Annotated in this window: 17 protein-coding genes; 11 read left to right on the top strand and 6 right to left on the bottom strand. The window is 34.1% G+C overall.

Going from position 1 to position 19,970, the window contains the following annotated elements:
* Positions 1 to 37 precede the first annotated feature (37 nt).
* The 9 genes from ACFS5J_RS11715 to ACFS5J_RS11755 all read left to right on the top strand — a co-directional run bounded on the left by ACFS5J_RS11715 (position 38) and on the right by ACFS5J_RS11755 (position 11,984).
* Positions 38 to 685, top strand: a complete 648-nt coding sequence (locus ACFS5J_RS11715) for a DUF4331 family protein (protein ID WP_379812386.1) — start codon at positions 38 to 40, stop codon at positions 683 to 685.
* Between the two features lie 19 nt (positions 686 to 704).
* Positions 705 to 1,259 (top strand): DUF4331 family protein, encoded by a 555-nt coding sequence (locus ACFS5J_RS11720; RefSeq protein WP_379812387.1) that lies wholly within the window; start codon positions 705 to 707, stop codon positions 1,257 to 1,259.
* Positions 1,260 to 1,352: 93 nt separating this feature from the next.
* Complete coding sequence (locus ACFS5J_RS11725; RefSeq protein ID WP_379812389.1) at positions 1,353 to 2,663, top strand: tetratricopeptide repeat protein; 1,311 nt, start codon at positions 1,353 to 1,355, stop codon at positions 2,661 to 2,663.
* Positions 2,664 to 2,669: 6 nt separating this feature from the next.
* Complete coding sequence (locus ACFS5J_RS11730; RefSeq protein ID WP_379812390.1) at positions 2,670 to 4,889, top strand: TonB-dependent receptor; 2,220 nt, start codon at positions 2,670 to 2,672, stop codon at positions 4,887 to 4,889.
* 30 nt (positions 4,890 to 4,919) lie between these two features.
* Positions 4,920 to 5,588 (top strand): TrmH family RNA methyltransferase, encoded by a 669-nt coding sequence (locus ACFS5J_RS11735; protein ID WP_379812392.1) that lies wholly within the window; start codon positions 4,920 to 4,922, stop codon positions 5,586 to 5,588.
* 137 nt (positions 5,589 to 5,725) lie between these two features.
* Positions 5,726 to 6,130 carry a hypothetical protein gene (locus ACFS5J_RS11740; protein WP_379812393.1) on the top strand — a complete coding sequence of 135 codons (405 nt, stop codon included), beginning with the start codon at positions 5,726 to 5,728 and terminating at the stop codon, positions 6,128 to 6,130.
* 123 nt (positions 6,131 to 6,253) lie between these two features.
* Positions 6,254 to 7,345, top strand: coding sequence for an efflux RND transporter periplasmic adaptor subunit (locus tag ACFS5J_RS11745; RefSeq protein ID WP_379812394.1), 1,092 nt, complete (start codon positions 6,254 to 6,256; stop codon positions 7,343 to 7,345).
* Positions 7,346 to 7,366: 21 nt separating this feature from the next.
* Positions 7,367 to 10,558, top strand: a complete 3,192-nt coding sequence (locus ACFS5J_RS11750) for an efflux RND transporter permease subunit (protein WP_379812396.1) — start codon at positions 7,367 to 7,369, stop codon at positions 10,556 to 10,558.
* Positions 10,545 to 11,984 carry a TolC family protein gene (locus ACFS5J_RS11755; protein WP_379812397.1) on the top strand — a complete coding sequence of 480 codons (1,440 nt, stop codon included), beginning with the start codon at positions 10,545 to 10,547 and terminating at the stop codon, positions 11,982 to 11,984. The genes ACFS5J_RS11750 and ACFS5J_RS11755 overlap by 14 nt, the downstream gene beginning before the upstream one ends.
* A 74-nt stretch (positions 11,985 to 12,058) precedes the next feature.
* Here ACFS5J_RS11755 and ACFS5J_RS11760 read toward each other — a convergent pair whose 3' ends face one another.
* The gene (locus tag ACFS5J_RS11760; RefSeq protein ID WP_379812398.1) at positions 12,059 to 13,768 is read right to left on the bottom strand and encodes a hypothetical protein; all 1,710 of its coding nucleotides are present in this window, start codon (positions 13,766 to 13,768) and stop codon (positions 12,059 to 12,061) included.
* 86 nt (positions 13,769 to 13,854) lie between these two features.
* Here ACFS5J_RS11760 and ACFS5J_RS11765 point away from each other — a divergent pair, with 86 nt between their 5' ends.
* Both ACFS5J_RS11765 and ACFS5J_RS11770 read left to right on the top strand, forming a co-directional pair.
* A complete protein-coding gene (locus ACFS5J_RS11765; RefSeq protein WP_379812399.1) occupies positions 13,855 to 15,201 on the top strand; it encodes a DEAD/DEAH box helicase in 1,347 nt (448 codons plus the stop codon).
* A gap of 3 nt (positions 15,202 to 15,204) precedes the next feature.
* Entirely contained in the window at positions 15,205 to 15,834 is a 630-nt protein-coding gene (locus tag ACFS5J_RS11770) for a class I SAM-dependent methyltransferase (protein WP_379812401.1), read from the top strand.
* 5 nt (positions 15,835 to 15,839) lie between these two features.
* Here ACFS5J_RS11770 and ACFS5J_RS11775 read toward each other — a convergent pair whose 3' ends face one another.
* From ACFS5J_RS11775 to ACFS5J_RS11795, 5 genes are all read right to left on the bottom strand, one after another.
* Positions 15,840 to 17,375, bottom strand: a complete 1,536-nt coding sequence (locus ACFS5J_RS11775) for a SulP family inorganic anion transporter (protein WP_379812402.1) — start codon at positions 17,373 to 17,375, stop codon at positions 15,840 to 15,842.
* A gap of 84 nt (positions 17,376 to 17,459) precedes the next feature.
* A complete protein-coding gene (locus ACFS5J_RS11780; RefSeq protein WP_379812403.1) occupies positions 17,460 to 18,059 on the bottom strand; it encodes a hypothetical protein in 600 nt (199 codons plus the stop codon).
* Positions 18,060 to 18,066: 7 nt separating this feature from the next.
* On the bottom strand, positions 18,067 to 18,522 hold the full coding sequence (gene coaD / locus ACFS5J_RS11785) for a pantetheine-phosphate adenylyltransferase (RefSeq protein ID WP_379812404.1): 456 nt from the start codon (positions 18,520 to 18,522) through the stop codon (positions 18,067 to 18,069).
* Positions 18,523 to 18,524: 2 nt separating this feature from the next.
* Positions 18,525 to 18,992 (bottom strand): hypothetical protein, encoded by a 468-nt coding sequence (locus tag ACFS5J_RS11790; RefSeq protein ID WP_379812405.1) that lies wholly within the window; start codon positions 18,990 to 18,992, stop codon positions 18,525 to 18,527.
* 5 nt (positions 18,993 to 18,997) lie between these two features.
* Complete coding sequence (locus ACFS5J_RS11795; protein ID WP_379812406.1) at positions 18,998 to 19,969, bottom strand: D-alanine--D-alanine ligase; 972 nt, start codon at positions 19,967 to 19,969, stop codon at positions 18,998 to 19,000.
* Position 19,970 lies beyond the last annotated feature (1 nt).

Here is a 19,970-nt window from a genome sequence, read left to right on the forward strand (position 1 = left end):
CGTAAGTGCTAGTATAACGAATTTAAAACTTATTAAAATGAAAAAATCAAAATTACTATTAGGCTTGACACTCTTTGGGATTGCAGGTCTAGTTTTAGTCGCAGCCGATCATATTGATGCGCCTGCTGTACAAGGAGGAACTTCTGATATTACAGATTTTTATTCTTTCCAAGGTGCTAATACTAATAATTTAGTATTTGTAGCCAATGTAAAAGGTTTATTGTCACCTTCGGCAACAGCTTCTACTACATTTGATGAGAATGTAATGGTTGAATTTAATATTGATAACAATGGTGATAATGTTGAAGATCTAGTTATTCAAGCCATACCACGTAATGGTAAGATGTACTTTTTCGGACCAGTAGCACCTGGTACACCTGGAACATCGAGCACTGTTAAGACGTCTGCAGCGTTAGGAAATGTTGCAATAACACAGTACGGTCAATCAGCAAATGTAGGGGGGGCATCAGGAGCAAGTTTCTTTGCAGGACCTCGAGATGATCCATTCTTTTTTGACTTTGGACAGTATTCTGAAATTATTGCTGGTAACGCTTCAGGATTTAATAATCCAGGTACCGATACTTTCGCTGGAACTAATGTAATGTCGGTTGTGGTCGAAGTTCCAAAATCGATGTTAGGAGGTTCAGGTACTTTAAACACTTGGGTAGAAACAAAAAGAAAATAAAAATTAATATTTCGAAATTATGAAAGCAATTCAATATAAAACAATATTTACTGCATTAATCGTCGCTTTAGCCTTTACAAGTTGTAGTGATGATGATAACGATTCGTCTATTATGATGAATAATGATCCTGATTTTTCAGGAACCTATGTGCAACAAGATCAAATGGGGCGCCCAGCTGTAAACACAGTATTTGTGAGTTCGGGTAGTAAAGACAATTTTAATACTACTGTACCTTCTATGATGGGTGCTACTTTTCAATCAGCATTTCAATCGCAATTAATGGCTTTGAACCCTGGTTATACTACAAATGCATTGGGCCTAGATGCAGCTACTTTTACAACTGTATTAGCAACGGATGTATTGGGTGTTTCAACAACAGGAACAACCACCTTTTTTGATGGTACCAACGTGTTAACCGGTAGAGCTTTGGCTGATGATGTTATTGACGTAGAGTTGTTGTTAATTTTTGGAGGTCCTGATGGTACTCAAAACAGTGTGTTAACATCGGATAATGTAAGTGCTAACGACAAACCCTTTTTGTCCTCTTTTCCGTATTTAGCCTCACCTTGGTAATTGAGATTAAGTTTGCTGCTTAACCATGAACATCGGGCATCTTAAACAAATGCCCTTTGTTTCCATTTTTTACAAACTAAACAAATATAAGTCATGAATACATACAAATTATATACGAGTTTAATGGTTTTGTTTTTAGCAATTGTGTTAAGTTGTAATTCCTATCAAAAGAATAAGAACAACAAGATTACACATAAAGAAGATTATGAAAACTATTTGCAGATAAATACAAACAAAGTACTTTCTAAGATTGAAGATGATATTGATTTTTGGACTAAAAAGTATAAAGATGCTCCCAATCAATTGACTTATTTAATTAAACTTTCGGGTTTGTATTCGCAACAGTTTGATATTACAGGTAATATTGATGATTTGTATACAGCAGAAAAAATGCTATTGGATTGTAATAACCGATTGAAAGGTACAAATGCAAGCATTCAACGCTCTATTGCTAAAAATTATATTTCACAACATCGATTTAAAGAGGCTCTTAAGCACTTACAACAAGCTTTTGTATTAGGAGAAAATAAAAAAGGAACCCTGAAAATGCTTTTTGATGTTCATATGGAGTTGGGAAACTATGAAAAGGCTAAGAAATTATTAACGGATATTCAAGATTTTAAAGATTTTGATTACTTAATTCGATTGGCTAAATGGAACGATCATATTGGAAATTTGGAAGACGCTATTAATGTGATGGAAAAGGCTATGGTAATGGTAGAAGAATCAAACAACAAATATTTGAAAACTTGGATATATTCAAACTTAGCTGATTTTTATGGTCATGCAGGCCGTATTAATGATTCTTACGAATATTATTTGAAGACTTTAGCGCTCGACGCTAATAATATGTATGCTTTAAAAGGCATTGCTTGGATTGCTTTTTCACACGAGCGTAATGTGGAGGAGGCACTTGAAATTCTTAGTTATATTGAACTTAAACATCCAGTTCCAGATATTTATTTGCTGAAGGCTGAAATCAATGAATATGCAGAAAATCAGCAGGCAAAACAACAAGCATTAAATTCTTATTTTAGAGAATTAGAAAAAAATAATTACGGTGAAATGTATAATAGTTATAATGCTTTGTTATTTGCTGAAACACCCGGGGATATGAGAAAAGCATTGCAAATCGCGAAGCGAGAAATAGAAAATCGCCCAACTGCTAATTCGTATGATTTACTTGCGTGGACCTATTACAATATGGGGGAATTTGAAGATGCTTATGCTATTGCTAAAAAGTATACCTTAAACAAAAGCCACGAACCTTTAATTGTTTACCACAACCAATTAATTTTAAAAGCAAACAATAAATTATCACAAGAAAACTCAAAAAAACGTGATTTGGTTGAAAGTATTTTTGAATTAGGTCCTAATTTTGAAAATCAAATAAAAAGCCTTTAGTATCAAATGAAATTTATTTATATCCTTATTGCATTCACGGCCACTATAAGTGGTTTGGGACAAACGTTAAATGGTATTGTTGTCGATAATTACGGAAATTCAATAAGTGATGTTTATGTATACAATCAAAACAATTTGTCTCATACGCACACTAATGAATTTGGAAATTTTACACTTACGAATGCTTCCGTCAACGATAGTTTAAAACTAACAAAGTTAGGTTACAAACCTATAACTTGGAAAATAAGATCTATTACAGAACCGCTGAGAATATCTCTTGAAGAGACTGTTTTTAGTTTGTCAGAAGTAGTGTTGAGTCCTAGTGTAAACATTAATTCAACCCTTACTAAAATTGATTTAACCAACAATCCTGTAAATTCGTCTCAAGAAATTTTACGAAAGGTTCCGGGATTATTTATTGGGCAACATGCTGGTGGAGGCAAGGCTGAACAGCTGTTTTTAAGAGGTTTTGATATTGATCATGGTACAGATGTAGCGATAACTGCAGATGGTATTCCAGTCAACATGCCATCACATGCGCATGGACAAGGCTATGCGGATTTACACTTTCTTATTCCAGAAACTATTGATAAGATTAATTTTGGAAAAGGACCTTATACAGCATCAAAAGGAAATTTTGCTACAGCGGCTTTTGTCGATTTTAGTACAAAAGAGCGACTTGATGATAGTTCTATAAGTTTTGAAGTTGGCCAATTTAATACTATACGAACAGTTGGATTATTTGATTTACTTGGAAATAAAACAAATTCAAACGCATACATTGCCACGGAGTATAGCATAACTGATGGTCCATTTGAATCGCCGCAAAATTTTAACCGATTCAATATACTCGGAAAATATACAACCTTACTTGATAATCAAACAAAGTTAAATTTTGTTGTTTCCCATTTTAAAAGTCGTTGGGATGCATCAGGACAAATACCGATGCGATTGGTTAACGATGGCAGTATTACAAGGTTTGGAGCTGTAGATGATACAGAAGGAGGTTTTACTTCTCGATCAAATTTTGCTGTTTCTATGGATAAAAGGATTGATGAGGATAGCTTTGTGAAAACTAGTGCTTATATTTCAAAATATGATTTTACATTGTTTTCAAATTTCACCTTTTTCTTAGAAGATCCTATTAATGGCGATCAAATTAAACAAGTTGATAATCGATTATTATATGGGTTCAATTCGGTTTATAACGCAAAACACAATTACAGCAATTTTAACGTAAACTATCAAATAGGAGGTGGGGTAAATGTAAATTCAAATAAAAACATCGAACTTTCGCACACTTTAAATCGAAATGAAGTTTTAGAATATCTACAGTTAGGCGATATTGAAGAAAGTAATTTTTCTAGTTTTGCCAATGTTGATTTTCAATTTCAAAAATTCACCATTAATCCAGGTTTACGATTAGAATACTTTAAATTCAATTATCAAGATAAATTAAATCCTGTTTACAAGGTTTTATCAAATGACAAGACTAAGATTTTACCAAAGTTAAACTTTAGTTATGCACATAACGAAAAAGTGGTTTACTTTTTAAAGACAGGAATTGGCTTTCATTCCAATGATTCGAGAGTGGTACTCCAACAAAACAAAGATATTTTACCAAGTGTTTACGGTGCTGATTTAGGGGTTATTTTAAAGCCTACTTCTAGATTGATTATCAATACCGCTTTTTGGGGACTTTTGTCCAATCAAGAATTTGTGTATGTTGGTGATGCTGGAATTGTGGAACCTTCTGGTAAGTCAAAACGTTTGGGATTAGATTGTAGTATTCGGTATCAGTTGAATGATTTCTTGTTTTTAGATTTTGATGGTAATTATGCTTATGCACGCAGTGTAGATGAACCGGAAGGTGATGACTTTATTCCTTTGGCTCCAAAATGGACTTCTGTTGGAGGATTGAGTTTACGCAATTATAAACGCTTTTCAGGAGCAATTCACTATCGTTATTTGGGAGATCGTCCAGCAGATGAAAGCAATACTATTATAGCACCAGGTTATTTTGTTACGGATTTGAATATCAACTATCAATTATCCAAATCGTTTGCTGTTGGATTATTTATCCAAAATTTGTTTGATACGGAATGGAATGAAACCCAGTTTTTAACGGAGTCACGTTTACAAAACGAAGCCGAACCGGTTGAAGAAATTCATTTTACTCCTGGTACACCGTTCTTTGCAAAAATAAAAGCTACATATCGTTTTTAATTCTTGGCTTGGTTTGTTAATTTTGACCCAATGAAAGATCAAGCCTTATTAGAATACTTAGAAGAATTTATTTCAGAAAACAGAAAGCAACGTTTTTTAGATGTTTTGGCTAATAGAACCAAACACTTTACTATTGCGGTAGAAGACGTTTATCAAATGCACAATACAAGTGCTGTAATGCGTAGTTGTGAAGTTTTTGGCATACAAGAACTTAATATCATCGAGCAGAAATACAGTAAAACGATTGACAAACAAATTGCTCTTGGTGCGGAAAAATGGGTGGATATTAAAGAATTTGGGAGTAATAAAGCGTGTATTGAAGATTTGCGCAGTAGAGGTTATCAAATAATTGCGACTACACCTCATGACGAATCGTGTTTTTTACATGAATTTGATATTACCAAACCAGCAGCTTTATTTTTTGGAACAGAAAAAGAAGGTTTATCAGAAGACGTTATGAATAATGCTGACGGTTATTTAAAAATTCCAATGGTGGGATTCACTGAAAGTTTAAATATTTCAGTATCGGCGGCCATTATCATTCAAGATTTAACCAATAGACTTAGAAATTCCAATCTAGATTGGAAATTAACCGAAGAAGAAATTTTAGAAAAACGTCTCGATTGGACCCGAAAAACAATTAAAGATATTGATTTTGTGGAGAGTAAGTACTACGAAAGTATTTCTAAAGAGGTTTAGTTTTTGTGTTGATAATCAGTATTTTAAGGTTTTTTTATTTGGAAGTTCTTATAGGTTTTAATAGTCTTTAGAATAAATTTTGTATTTAACAATAATTTGTTAGGCAACCTATTGATTATTTTCTAATTTTGTCCCGTATGAATAGAAAAGTAGCAAAATATTTTGTTGTCCTTTTTGTAATATTTTGGAGTTTATTTACAGTTTTTGTAAATACTTCTGCTTTATATTCACAAGGCGGGAATGTTCAAAATAACGCTATTTTAATTCCACTCAATTCCGATAGTGAGACCACTTACAAACAGGCTGTACTTGATTTTGAAAGTCAGAATGACAAAGTTGAGGTTTCTGAAACGGAAGTAGAAGAAGAAGCGCACAGTTTATCAGCGCTAAAAAAATGGAATTACTTTTCTGCTTTCTTAATTGGTGAATTTACCAATACATTTTCCGATTCATTTTACAATGGTTTAGCACCAAGTAAACATATTCATTACTTATCCTCAATAGCACCCCGCTATATCACAAATTGTGTATATAGGATTTGATTTTTTAAGTATTAAAACACCCTAATTTTAATGTTATTGGCTAATCTTATATTTTAATATTAGGCAACTACCATTTTACATTACTTAAAAAAATACAAATTTATCATACATAATATAAAAAAAATGGCGAAACGTTTTTTTACGCTAGTAAGCTTGTGTTCAATTATTATAGCACTATCTAGTTGTGAGTCAAAAAAAGAGAAAAAGGAAGAAGTAGCGAAATTTTTAGTAACGAGTCCTTTAAAGCTAGACACGTTGGTAGAACGCAAGCATGTTGCACAAATTCATGCAATTCGGCACATCGAATTACGCGCCTTAGAAAGAGGATATTTGCAAAGTATTCATGTGGATGAAGGGCAAACGGTTACAAAAGGACAGCGTATGTTTGGTATTATGCCGAACGTTTACCAATCGGATTTGCAAAGGGCACAAGCAGAAGCAGAAATTGCTAGTTTGGAATACAAAAACACTAAAACTTTAGCAGATCGTAACGTTGTATCTCAAAACGAATTAGCATTATCAAAAGCAAAATTAGCCAAAGCAAATGCTGAAGTACGATTAGCACAAACACACTTAGATTTTACAGATATCAGGGCTCCTTTCTCAGGAATTATGGACCACCTTCATGTAAGAGAAGGTAGTTTATTAGACGAAGGAGAGTTGTTAACAACATTATCAGACAATAGTAAAATGTGGGTTTATTTTAATGTTCCAGAGTCTGAATATTTGAATTACATGACGAGTAAGTCAAAAAATGAGCTATTAAAAGTGAACCTTGAAATGGCGAATGGTCAAATTTTCAATCAAGAAGGAACGGTTGAAACTATTGAAGGAGAATTCAATAATGAAACCGGAAATATTGCTTTTAGAGCAACATTCTTAAACCCAGATAAAGTATTACGTCACGGTGAAACCGGAAATATTGTGGTTAAAAATCCATATAAAGATGCTATTTTGATTCCTCAAAAAGCTACGTTTGAAATTTTAGACAAAAAATATGTATTTGTTGTAGACAAAAACAATGTTATTCGTCAACATGAAATTACAGTTGCTGAAGAAGAATTACCGTATTTATTTATTGTAACAAAGGGACTTACTGAAAACGATAAAATTCTTGTAGAAGGTTTGCGTAAGGTGAAGAACGGAGATAAAATTGAAATGAATTTTCAGTCTCCTAAACAAGTGTTCTCATCACTTCAACTTTACGCAGAATAGTAATCTATAAAAAAATAAATTATGTTTAAGAGTTTTATTAAAAGACCCGTTATGGCGATAGTGGTATCGCTTATCATTATATTCTTAGGGTTATTGTCCATCAAAACCTTACCAATTTCGCAATTTCCTGAAATTGCACCACCCAGGGTAATTGTGACTTTAGCCTATCCAGGAGCTAGTGCTGAGGTACTTGAAAAATCGTCTTTAATTCCTTTAGAAAGAGCTATTAATGGGGTGCCCGGAATGCGCTATATTGTTTCCGATGCTACGAGTGCAGGTGAGGCAACAATCCAAATTTTATTTGAATTGGGTACTGACCCGAATCAGGCGGTAGTAAATGTAAAAAACCGTGTAGATAAGGTTATAAATACTTTACCAGAGTTAGTTCAGTTAGAAGGGGTTATTGTACAAGTAGTACAGCCAAGTATGCTTATGTATGTGAATTTATACAGTAATGACAAGCATGCCGATGAGAAGTTTTTGTACAACTATGCCAATGTAAATATTATTCCTGAAATTCAACGTATTAACGGTATTTCTACTGCGCAAATTTTAGGTAACCGTAACTATGCAATGCGTGTTTGGTTGAACCCAGACCGTATGAGAGCTTATAAGGTTTCTACCGATGAGGTTATGGAGGCTATGGCCGAACAAAGTATTATTGGTCGTCCCGGTCGTTTAGGACAAGCTACAGGTATCAAAGCACAATCATTGGAATATGTTTTGGTTTACCAAGGAAGGTATAATACACCAGAGCAATATGAAAATATTATCATTCGCGCGAATTCGGAAGGGGAAATTATCAAATTAAAAGATATTGGTACTGTTCAATTTGGGAGTGAGTTTTTTGATATTTATTCCAATAAAGACGGTCACCCTTCAGCAGCTATTCAGTTGAAACAGGTATATGGTAGTAATGCAACAGAAGTAATTGAGCAAGTAAAGCAAAAATTAGAAGAGCTTAAAGTCAATTTTCCTCCAGGTATGGAATATGAAGTAAGCTACGATGTTTCGAGTTTCCTAGATGCTTCTATTGAAAAAGTAGTACATACATTAGGAGAAGCTTTTGTTTTGGTAGCCATTGTAGTGTTTATATTCTTAGGAGATTGGCGTTCAACTTTAATCCCAATTATTGCAGTTCCTATTTCCTTGATTGGAGCTTTTATCTTTATGAGTATGTTTGGGTTGACCATTAACCTGATTACGCTTTTTGCACTCGTTCTGGCCATCGGGGTCGTTGTCGACGATGCCATTGTCGTCGTCGAGGCAGTTCACCTCAAAATGGAGGAGGATCATATTGGACCTTATAAAGCAGTGCAACGTGTGTTAGGAGAAATTGGTGGTGCCGTAGTTGCAATTACATTGTTGATGACATCGGTATTTGTTCCAGTAGCCTTCATGTCGGGACCTGTTGGGGTATTTTACCGTCAGTTTGCTATTACAATGGCTTCGTCTATTGTTCTTTCGGGTGTAGTAGCCCTTACATTGACTCCTGTATTGTGTGCTATGATTTTGAAAAACAATCATAGAGCACCAAGAAAGAAAACACCAATTACAATTTTCATTGATGCTTTTAACCGATTGTTTGAAAAGTTAACAGGACGTTACACAGATATTTTACATAAAATTGTAAACAGAAGGTTGGTTACTTTCATCGCTTTAGGTGCTTTCTCTTTCGGGATTTTTACAATTAATGAAACGTTGCCATCTGGATTTATTCCAGGAGAAGATCAAGGAATGATTTATGCAATTATCCAAACACCTCCGGGTTCAACGTTGGAAACAACCAATGCCGTAGCAAGAAAATTACAGGCTCTTGTGGAGCATGTAGAAGGGGTTCAATCGGTTTCTTCATTGGCAGGTTATGAAATTCTAACAGAAGGTAGGGGATCCAATGCAGGAACGTGTATTATTAACTTGAAACCATGGTCAGATCGTAAACATTCCGTTCATGAAATTATTGAAGAGTTAGAAGAAGAAACAAAAGATTTTGGTGCCGTAATTGAATATTTTGAGCCACCAGCAGTACCGGGTTATGGTGCAGCAGGAGGTTTGTCATTCCGTCTTTTGGATAAAACAAATAGTGGTGATTATTATACTTTTGATAAAATCAACAAACAGTTTATGGAAGACCTTTCTAAAAGAGAGGAATTAACTGGATTGTTTACTTTTTATGCGGCAAATTATCCACAATACGAAATTGAAATTGACAATCAAGCTGCGATGCAGAAAGGGGTTTCAATTGGTAAAGCTATGGAGAATTTGAACATTTTAATTGGTAGTACATTCGAGCAAGGGTTTATTCGTTTTAATAACTTCTTCAGAGTGTATACACAAGCCGATCCAAGTTTCAGACGTTATCCAAGTGATTTATTAAATTACTATGTTAAAAATGACAAAGGGGAAATGGTTCCGTATTCGGCATTTATGAAATTGAAAAAACGTCAAGGACCAAACGAAATTACCCGTTACAATTTGTACAATTCTGCGACCATTCGCGCAGTGCCTTCAAAAGGGTTCACGTCAGGTGAAGCAATTAAAGTAATTAATGAAGTCGCTAAAAAGACATTGCCAAGCGGTTATGATGTGGCATGGGAAGGGTTAACTTTTGATGAGGCTAAGAGAGGTAATGAAGCAATAGTTATTTTCTCTATTGTATTGATTTTCGTTTACTTCGTATTAGCAGCACAATATGAAAGTTTCATCTTGCCATTAGCGGTTGTATTATCGTTACCTGCTGGTATTTTCGGTTCGTTCTTCATGTTGAAAGCGTTTGGTTTGGCAAACGATATTTATGCGCAGGTTGGACTCGTAATGCTCGTTGGATTACTCGGTAAAAATGCCGTGTTAATTGTAGAGTATGCTGTCCAGAAGAACCAGCAGGGAATGTCCATTTTTGATGCTGCTATTGAAGGAGCAAAAGTGCGTTTCCGTCCAATCTTGATGACTTCTTTTGCATTTATTGCAGGATTAATTCCTTTGGTACGTGCAACTGGTGCTGGAGCTATTGGTAACAGGACTATTGGTACTTCTGCATTGGGAGGTATGTTGTTCGGTACTATTTTCGGAGTATTGTTGATTCCTGGATTGTATTACATCTTTGGAAAATTAGCAGAAGGAAGAAAATTGATTAAAAACGAGGACTTCAAACCATTAACGGAAGATTATAAATATACTACTGACGATGATAAAAAGAAAAATGATAAAAAGTAATAAATTAACAACCGTAGCTTTTTTAGGAGTTTTCGCGCTATTGTTACATTCTTGTGCGATACCAAAGATTACTTCTAAAGAAGCAGAAGTTGGTTTGCCAACAGCTTATTCAAATACTGCTGGCGATAGAACAAATACTGCTAAAGTAAGTTGGAAAACTTTTTTTAAAGATCCATATTTACAGCAATTGATCGATTCTACTTTGGTAAACAACAAAGAGATGAACATTGTTTTGCAAAAAGTAAATAGAGCCAATAATGAAATTCAGGCGCGTAAAGGAGAGTATTTGCCAAACCTAAATTTTGGTGCTGGTGCCGATTTGGAGAAAGTTGGAAAATTTACACGCAACGGTGCTGTTGAAGAAAACTTGAACATAAGAGAGGACGAGCGTTTTCCAGAGCCATTAGCCAATTATCAGTTGGGACTTTACAGTTCATGGGAATTGGACGTTTGGAAAAAATTACGCAACGCTAAAAAAGTTGCCGTAATGGAATATATGGCTTCTGTTGAGGGTAAGAATTTCTTAATGACCAACCTTGTTGCAGAAGTTGCTAATTCTTATTATGAATTAATTGCTTTGGATAACCAATTGAGCAATTTAGAAGCAAATATTGAAATTCAGAAAAATGCTTTGGAAATTGTAAAATTACTGAAGGAATCGGCGAGAACTACTTCATTGGCGGTAAAACGTTTTGAGGCTGAAGCACAAAAGAATGAGAGTGAGATTTATAAGTTAAAACAAGAAATTGTTGAAACAGAGAATAGAATCAATTTTTTAGTAGGTAGAACACCACAGCCTGTGTTGCGTAATTCAAATGATTTTATGCAGAGTGAACCTTATTTGTTAAATGCAGGTTTACCATCGCAATTGCTTGAAAATCGTCCAGATATTAGAAAAGCAGAATTGGAATTGTCTGCGGCTAAATTGGATATTAAAGTGGCAAAAGCTAATTTTTACCCATCATTTGGTATAAAAGCAGGAGTTGGTTTTGAGGCTTTTAATCCTAAATTTTTATTGAACTCACCAGAATCGTTGTTGTATTCAATTGCAGGTGAAGCTTTAATGCCATTGGTTAACCGTAATGCAATTAAAGCAACTTATAAAAATGCTAGTGCAAAACAAATTGAAGCGGCATTTGAATACGAGCAAACAATTTTGAAAGCTTATACAGAAGTTGTCAATCAAATGGCTAAAATTGACAATTTAGAAAAGACCTATCAGTTTAAAAATAGTCAAGTGGAAGCTTTACAAGAATCGATTTCTATTGCGAACCAATTATTCCAATCGGCACGTGCGGATTATATGGAAGTGTTGTTAACGCAAAGAGATGCCTTGGAGGCGAAAGCCGAGTTGATTGCAACTCGCAAAGATCAGATGGTAGCTAGTGTAAGCTTATACCGCGCTTTAGGTGGCGGATGGAATTAAAATTTATAGTTGGTTTGATAAATAGATTTGTTTTTTGATTGAAAAGCCATTCTACGAGGGTAGAATGGCTTTTTTTATTTGATACGATATATTGGATATTGTAAATGTGCTTTTTCGTAATAAGGAGAATGTTTATAAATCCAATCCAATTGCGAATATCCGTTTTCTGAGAATTTAGCATCGGTTTGTTTTTTAGCTTCAAACTCCGCTTTTAATTGCGGATTTTTATCCAGTATTTCTTTAGCTAAATCTTCAAATACATACGCCGAAAAGTATTCTTTTTGTTGTAAAATGGGGTCGAAAAAGTTCCAATTGAAAAAGCTATCAACGGCCTCTGGCTCCAAGGTTTCCAATATGTATTTAACGCCTTTTTGATTGGTTGAAATCATATAATCACCTTTTCTAAAGGTTATCTTTTCTACCGATTTTGAAACCGTAGTATTGAAATGACCATAATGTCCTTCATACGGAATTCTTGCCGTTTCATAATTGGTAATTTTATATGCTTCAACTTCTATCTCTGTATTTTTACTCAAAGGTTGCATTTCAATGTTATTCAATTGAAGCAATTCAATAATAGTCCACTGCGATTTTGGTACGATGTAAAATTCTGGGATTTTTACCTCCTTTGTAGCTTTATAATCGGCATAAAAAGGAATCTGTTTAGTAAACGGTTGTTTTCTGTCGTAGTATAATCGGTTTTTGCCTGAAACAGCACTTGGTTTGTAATGCGCTTCATATCCTTTAAAATCCATATAGGAAATTTTAGAGGAATCAATTTCCCATTGTAGCGGATACGTTTTTCCGGCTTTATAATTTTCCAGATTATCTTCGCGTAAGCTTTTGATTTTCGTATGGTTTTGGTCTACATAATTAATAGCACTGACCATATATTCATACGTTACACGAACCCTATCGCGATACGGTTTCAGCATATGAGTTTCGGGAACTGCCCCCAATGTATTAAACAGCGTAGTGTAACCTGTAGCATAACGTGGAGAATCCATAAATTGCGAAAAACCATTGTCGGGTATATCACCATGGATGTTCACATAAGGAGAGCTCTCAATTTTTTTTGTTTTCAAATTTTGCATCAAACCGGGATGCATTTCCTTTTTGTAGAATTCACCTAATTTTCCTCCTAAACGTTGATGATGTGTAGCAATACAGGTGAAAGTATATTGGTAATCAGCTCCATTGGAAACGTGATTGTCGATAAACATATCTGGATTGACCAAATGGAAAATTTCTTGAAAGCTTCTCGAGTTTCTTGAATCCGATTTAATGAAATCACGGTTTAAGTCGTAATTGCGAGCATTTCCTCTAAAACCATAGGCTTCAGGTCCGTTTTGATTGGCTCTTGAATACGAATTACGGTTTAACATCCCACCAATATTATAAACAGGAATTACCACAACCAAAGTGTTTTGAGGAACTTGTAGTTTATGTGTAGCCAAATCACGTAGTAGCATCATACTAGCATCAATTCCGTCAGGTTCTCCAGGATGAATGCCATTATTAATCAAAATAGTTGCTTTGGCTTTATTGAAATCAAAATTCTTATTTTCTGAAAAGGTAACTATGTGCAAAGGTTCTCCGCTATCGGTTACCCCCATTTCCTGCATTTTGATGCTTTCAAATTGAGAATCCAAGTTTTTGTAAAAGGCAATGCATTCCGTGTAGGTTGTAGATTGATTACCGTTTCCTTTTTCATAAGGTGTTTTCAAGTTTTGTGAAAAGCTTATGATGGATATCAGAAATAGTGGAATAAATGATAATTTCATTTGAAAAGGAGTTTGATTCAACCAAAAATACTAATTATTCCTGTAAGTTAAATTTTGATTCCGTGCATTAATAGTATCTTTGCCTCATGAGTAAAAATCCTTTTTCCAACAATGTACTTTTGAATCTGGGGATTCAAAGTTTAAATGAAATGCAAGAAGTAGCCCAAGATGCTATTTTGAATGATGCTAATGTGTTATTATTGTCTCCAACAGGTTCGGGTAAAACACTAGCGTTTTTATTACCGATTTTTCAAATGCTTGAAGAAGATGTAAAAGGAGTGCAATGTTTGATTTTGGTTCCTTCTCGTGAGTTGGGTTTACAAATTGAGCAGGTTTGGAAGAAAATGGCAACCCATTATAAAGTTAATATTTGTTATGGAGGGCATTCTATTGACACTGAGTTGAAAAATTTGAGTAATCCTCCAGCACTTTTAATAGGTACACCAGGGCGAATTGCGGATCATTTGGAACGTCATAGTTTTGATACCCAAAATGTAAAAACCTTAGTTCTTGATGAATTCGATAAGTCATTACAGTTGGGATTTCATGAAGAAATGAAATACATTATTGGAAAGGTGAACAAAGTGAATAAACGCATTTTGGTTTCTGCAACTTCAGGTGTTGAAATTCCACGTTATACACAGGTAAATGACCCTACTGTTTTAGATTTTATTCAAGAAGAAAAACACAATGAAAATTTAGATATTCGGATTGTTTTTTCGAAATCGAAAGATAAAATTGAATCACTTTTTCAACTGATTTGTTCTTTAAATTCAGAATCAGCGATTGTGTTTTGCAATCATAGAGAAGCGGTTGAACGTATTCATGATATGTTGACGGCAAAAGGAATTATTGCTACTTTTTACCACGGTGGATTGGATCAAGACGAACGCGAACGTGCCTTAATTCAGTTCAGAAATGGCAGTGTTTCGTATTTAATTACCACCGATTTGGGAGCTCGTGGTTTGGATATACCAGAGATGAAACATGTTATTCATTATCATTTGCCTTCAAAAGAAGATGAGTTTATTCACCGTAACGGACGTACCGCTCGTATGCTAGCAACCGGAACAGCTTATGTCATTGTTAATGAGACAGAAAAAAAAGCAGATTATTTTGATTATGGTAAACGCCGATTGGATGTTTCTAATGCCAAGTCACTACCCAAAGCGCCACTTTTTCAAACACTTTACATAAGTGGTGGAAAGAAAAACAAACTGAACAAATTTGATATAGTAGGTTTCCTTTCTCAAAAAGGAGAATTGGGAAGAGATGATATAGGTTTGATTGAAGTGAAAGATTTTATTTCTTTTGTTGCCGTAAAGTATCCTAAAGTGAAAGATTTACTTGCAAAAGTAAAAGATGAAAAAATGAAAGGGAAAAAGTATAAAATTGAAGTAGCTCGTAAAGTAATAAAAAAAGTAGAGGAGTAGTAAATGGAAGTGTGTCCTTTATGTTCAGGTGCAGCAACATTATATTGCGATAAACCCAAGCACATTTTTTATTTATGTGGAACATGTAATGGGATTTTTCGTCCAGCAGTAACATTTATAAAAAGTGATGCCGAAAAAGCACATTATGAATTACACAATAATGATGTGAATGATATCCGTTATCAGCAGTTTGTTTCGCCTATCGTAAATGCTATTTTAGCTGATTTTACTCCTGATGATAAGGGCTTAGACTTTGGTTCAGGAACGGGGCCAGTTGTAGCTAAAATGCTTTTGGATAAAGGTTTTCAAATTGAAAATTACGATTTGTATTTTGAAAATGTACCGGAGCGATTGAAGAATCAGTACCATTACATTTCGTGTTGTGAGGTAATGGAGCATTTTCACGAACCTTTAAAGGAATTCAAAATGTTGCAAAAAATGCTACTGCCAAATGGTAAATTATATTGTAAAACAGCTGTTTTTAATAATCAAAAACCATTTGAGGATTGGTATTATAAAGATGACCCAACCCATGTTTTTATTTACCAAGAAGCTACTTTGCATTGGATACAAAAAAACCTCCGATTTTCGGAGGTTTCTATATTGGATAAGTTGATAGTTTTTAGTCTATAAACCTTTTATTTTCCTGGCATAACATTATAAGTAGGATCTTCCATAATGTTAACATCAATAATCGCTTCAGCATTCTTTAAAAGTTCAACACAGTCGTTACTCAAGTGTTTTAAATGAACTTTCTTGCCAACTGCAGCATAGCGCTCTGTGATTTTATTTACTGCATCAATGGCGCTCATATCGGTGATTCTACTTTCAGCAAAATCGATAATGATTTCATTTGGGTCGTTTTGTACATCGAATTTCTCAGCAAATGCTGTTGTAGAACCAAAGAATAGTGGTCCGTATAATTCATAATGTTTTACACCCTTTTCATCAATATGCTTGCGAGCGCGAATACGTTTTGCACTTTCCCAAGCAAATACTAGAGCGGATATAATTACTCCAATTAAAACGGCTAGTGCTAGATTGTGTAAGAAAATGGTAATCAGTGTTACCACAAGCATTACAAAAATATCAGATTTTGGCATTTTAGTAAACGCTTTAAAACTAGCCCATTCAAATGTACCAATAGCTACCATAATCATAACCCCTGTTAATGCAGCCATAGGTAATAATTCAATAACTGGTGCTCCAACTAAAATAATTGTTAATATGGTTAAAGCGGCAATGATACCTGATAAGCGTGCTCTCGAACCTGATGATAGATTAACCAAAGTTTGCGCAATCATTGGACAGCCGCCCATTCCGAAAAAGAAACCATTTGCAATGTTAGCCGTACCTTGTGCCAAGCATTCACGGTTACTGTTTCCTTTTGTTCCGGTAATTTCGTCAACTAAATTTAGTGTTAGTAAACCTTCCGTTAAACCTACAGCGGCCATGATCAATCCATAAGGAAGTATAATTTGTAAGGTTTCCAAAGTAAAGGGAATATTTGGGAGGTGAAAAGGAGGTAAGCTTCCACTTACAGAGGCAATATCTACTACTTGTTTGGTATCAATGTTAAAAAGGTACACTACAGCAAATACAACTATTATGGCAACCAAAGAAGCAGGAACAGCTTTGGTAATTTTTGGAAAAACTAAAATGATTGCTATTGTAAGTGCTACTAGTGCTCCCATAACTAGTAATGGTGAGCCTGAAAGCCATTCTGTTTGTCCGTTTACAATTGATTTAAATTGTTCCAATTGCGACATGAAAATGATAACCGCTAATCCGTTGACAAATCCGAACATTACTGGTTGTGGTACCAATCGTATGAATTTACCCAGTTTTAATAATCCAACTATAATCTGAATTACCCCCGCCATGGCAACAGCTGCAAAAACGTAGTCCAAACCATGTGACTTCATCAAAGCGATAAGTACAATTACGGTTGCACCAGCACCACCCGAAATCAAACCAGGACGCCCTCCCAAAATAGCAGTAATAATCCCCATGATAAATGCACCATACAACCCAACAAGAGGAGGGAAGCCAGCTAAAATAGCAAAGGACAATGATTCTGGAATCATAGTCATAGCAACGGTTAATCCTGCTAAAATTTCGGTTTTATAATCTACTTTTTGTTTGAAATCGAAAAGGTTGAGTACTTTTTGCATGAAAATTTTGGCTTAAAAAAAATTAAGTTGCAAAAGTAACCAATTCTGTAAGTAATCGAAATTTATTAAATGACTAATTGAATTTTAGCTTTCTTTCTCTTGCGATATAATGTTATTAATTCTTGGTTGTAAAATCCAAATCCCTATAAAATTAAACCACATCAAAAAGAATTCACCAATATAATCATTAAAAGATACCTCTCTTTTTAATTCAATGGTTTTGATAGTTTTAGCACAAAAATATAGATTGTGAAAAAGACAAAACATGGAAAGTAAATGTAAAGGAATAATGAACAACATTATGAATGGAGAAAATGGAGGAATGTTATTTTCGAAATCGGTAAAGGTTAAAAACAAAAAGGTATTAATCAGGAGTAGATAAATTACAGGGATGAAAAAAAGAATTTTAAATCGTTTTATTTTTAATGTAATATTTTGAGGGACGTATTTTTGTAAACCATATTCAATTGACCAAATCCATCCTAAATGAAAAAATAGAATAAATAACATTATAAGAGGAAACCATTTAAAAAAATTAAATATTTCAAACGGATTTGCTGTATCTGGATTTTCACTGATTTGACTAAAAATAGTAACCATAAATCCTATGTACAAAATGATGGGAATACCTGTTGTTAAAGTAAATAATTGCCAATGTTTGGCTTTTAAAAAAGAAGTGATCATACTTAGTTTATTTAATAATAACAGAATCGGGAACTAAACGTGTAATATCACCGCCATTTCGCAATACATCACGAACAATACTTGAAGAAATAAATGACGTACGCGCAGCAGTTAACAAGAATACCGTTTCAATATGCGATAAAACACGATTGGTATGCGCGATGGCTTTTTCAAATTCAAAGTCGGCAGGGTTACGTAACCCACGAAGAATGAAATCCGCTTTTTCTTTTTTACACAAATCAATAGTTAAACCAGTGTAGGTGATTACTTTTACTTTAGGCTCATCTTTAAATGCATCTTCAATAAATTTTTTGCGTTCTTCCAGTGAAAACATGTATTTTTTTTCTGCATTTACACCAATGGCAACAATAACTTCATCAAATAAAGAAACCCCTCTTTTAATGATATCATAATGACCATTAGTAATAGGATCAAACGATCCAGGAAATATTGCTCTTCTCATTTTTATAAACTTAATTGATCAATCATGGACGCTATATTTTTATGATTGTATTCGCCCATTTCTTTTAAATAGGTTCCGTTTTTAGAAATTACAAGTAATCCGTAACAGAATCCTTTTTGGTTAAAAAACTTTTGTAGAAAATAATGTCCTACATCATCGTAATGCGTTGTAAAGTCTAAAAAGTTACCAGCATTAATTTTATCATCATAGATAAAAATAGTACGGCATCCGGATAAATCCAATTTGTTGAAAACATTGTTTTTAAACCAATTTTCGCTTTCAGCTAGATTTTCATAATTGTTATACGAACAAAAGTTTTTAGGTTGTCGGTAATTGATTATCAAAAATTGTTCTTCACCCCAATTATATGTTTCCTGAATTGCTTTTAGTTGGTCTTTTGGAATAGTGTTTTCTTGTCCAATTGCAATTTGGATACATAGTAAAAAGGTAAAGAATATCAATTTTTTCATAATAGTTATTTTAGGGCTAATGTGATTGCATTTTCAAATAATTCAGGTAATGCGATACCTGCTTCGCGTGCTTGTTGCGGTAAAATACTTTCAGTAGTTAAGCCAGGTACAGTATTCATTTCGAGCATGTGCGGTTCTCCGTTTACGATAATAAATTCGCTACGAGAAAAACCTTTCATCTTTAAAACTTCGTATGCTTTTTTTGCAAAGGTTTCCACTTTTACTTTTAATTCTTCCGAGATACGTGCTGGAGTAATTTCCTGAGATTTACCAAGGTATTTTGCTTCGTAATCGAAGAAATCATTTTCGGAAACAATTTCTGTAATGGGTAAAACTTTAGTTTCGCCTTTAAAGTTGATTACACCCACGGAAACTTCAGTCCCATCTAGAAAACTTTCAATTATGATTTCATTATCTTCTTTATAAGCATTTTCGATTGCAGGTAAGAATTCCTCAGCCGATTTTACTTTGGAAATTCCAAAACTTGATCCTGATTTATTTGGTTTTACAAAACAAGGTAAACCAACAATTTTTAAAATTTCGGTTTCATTTATTGGGTCTCCCAAATTCAAATAGTACGAAGTTGCTGTTTTAATACCATATGGTTTTAAAACAGAAAGTAAATCACGCTTGTTAAACGTTAATGCTGCTTGGTAATAATCGCAAGAAGTTTGAGGAATATTCAACAATTCAAAATATGCTTGTAATAAACCATCTTCGCCTGGGGTTCCATGGATGGCATTGAAAACTACGTCAAAGGTGATTTTTGATCCGTTTACAGTGGTTGAAAAGTCGTTTTTATCGATAGGAAATTCAGCATCATTGTCATCTACATAAACCCATTTGTCTTTTAAAATGTGAATACGGTATAAATTAAATTTTGAAGTATCTAGGTTTTGATACACTACATTTCCGCTAGTCAAGGAAATTTTATATTCGCTAGAATAGCCGCCCATAATTATGGCAACATTTTTCATA

The organism is Flavobacterium chuncheonense, assembly GCF_042686145.1.
Classification (GTDB): domain Bacteria; phylum Bacteroidota; class Bacteroidia; order Flavobacteriales; family Flavobacteriaceae; genus Flavobacterium; species Flavobacterium chuncheonense.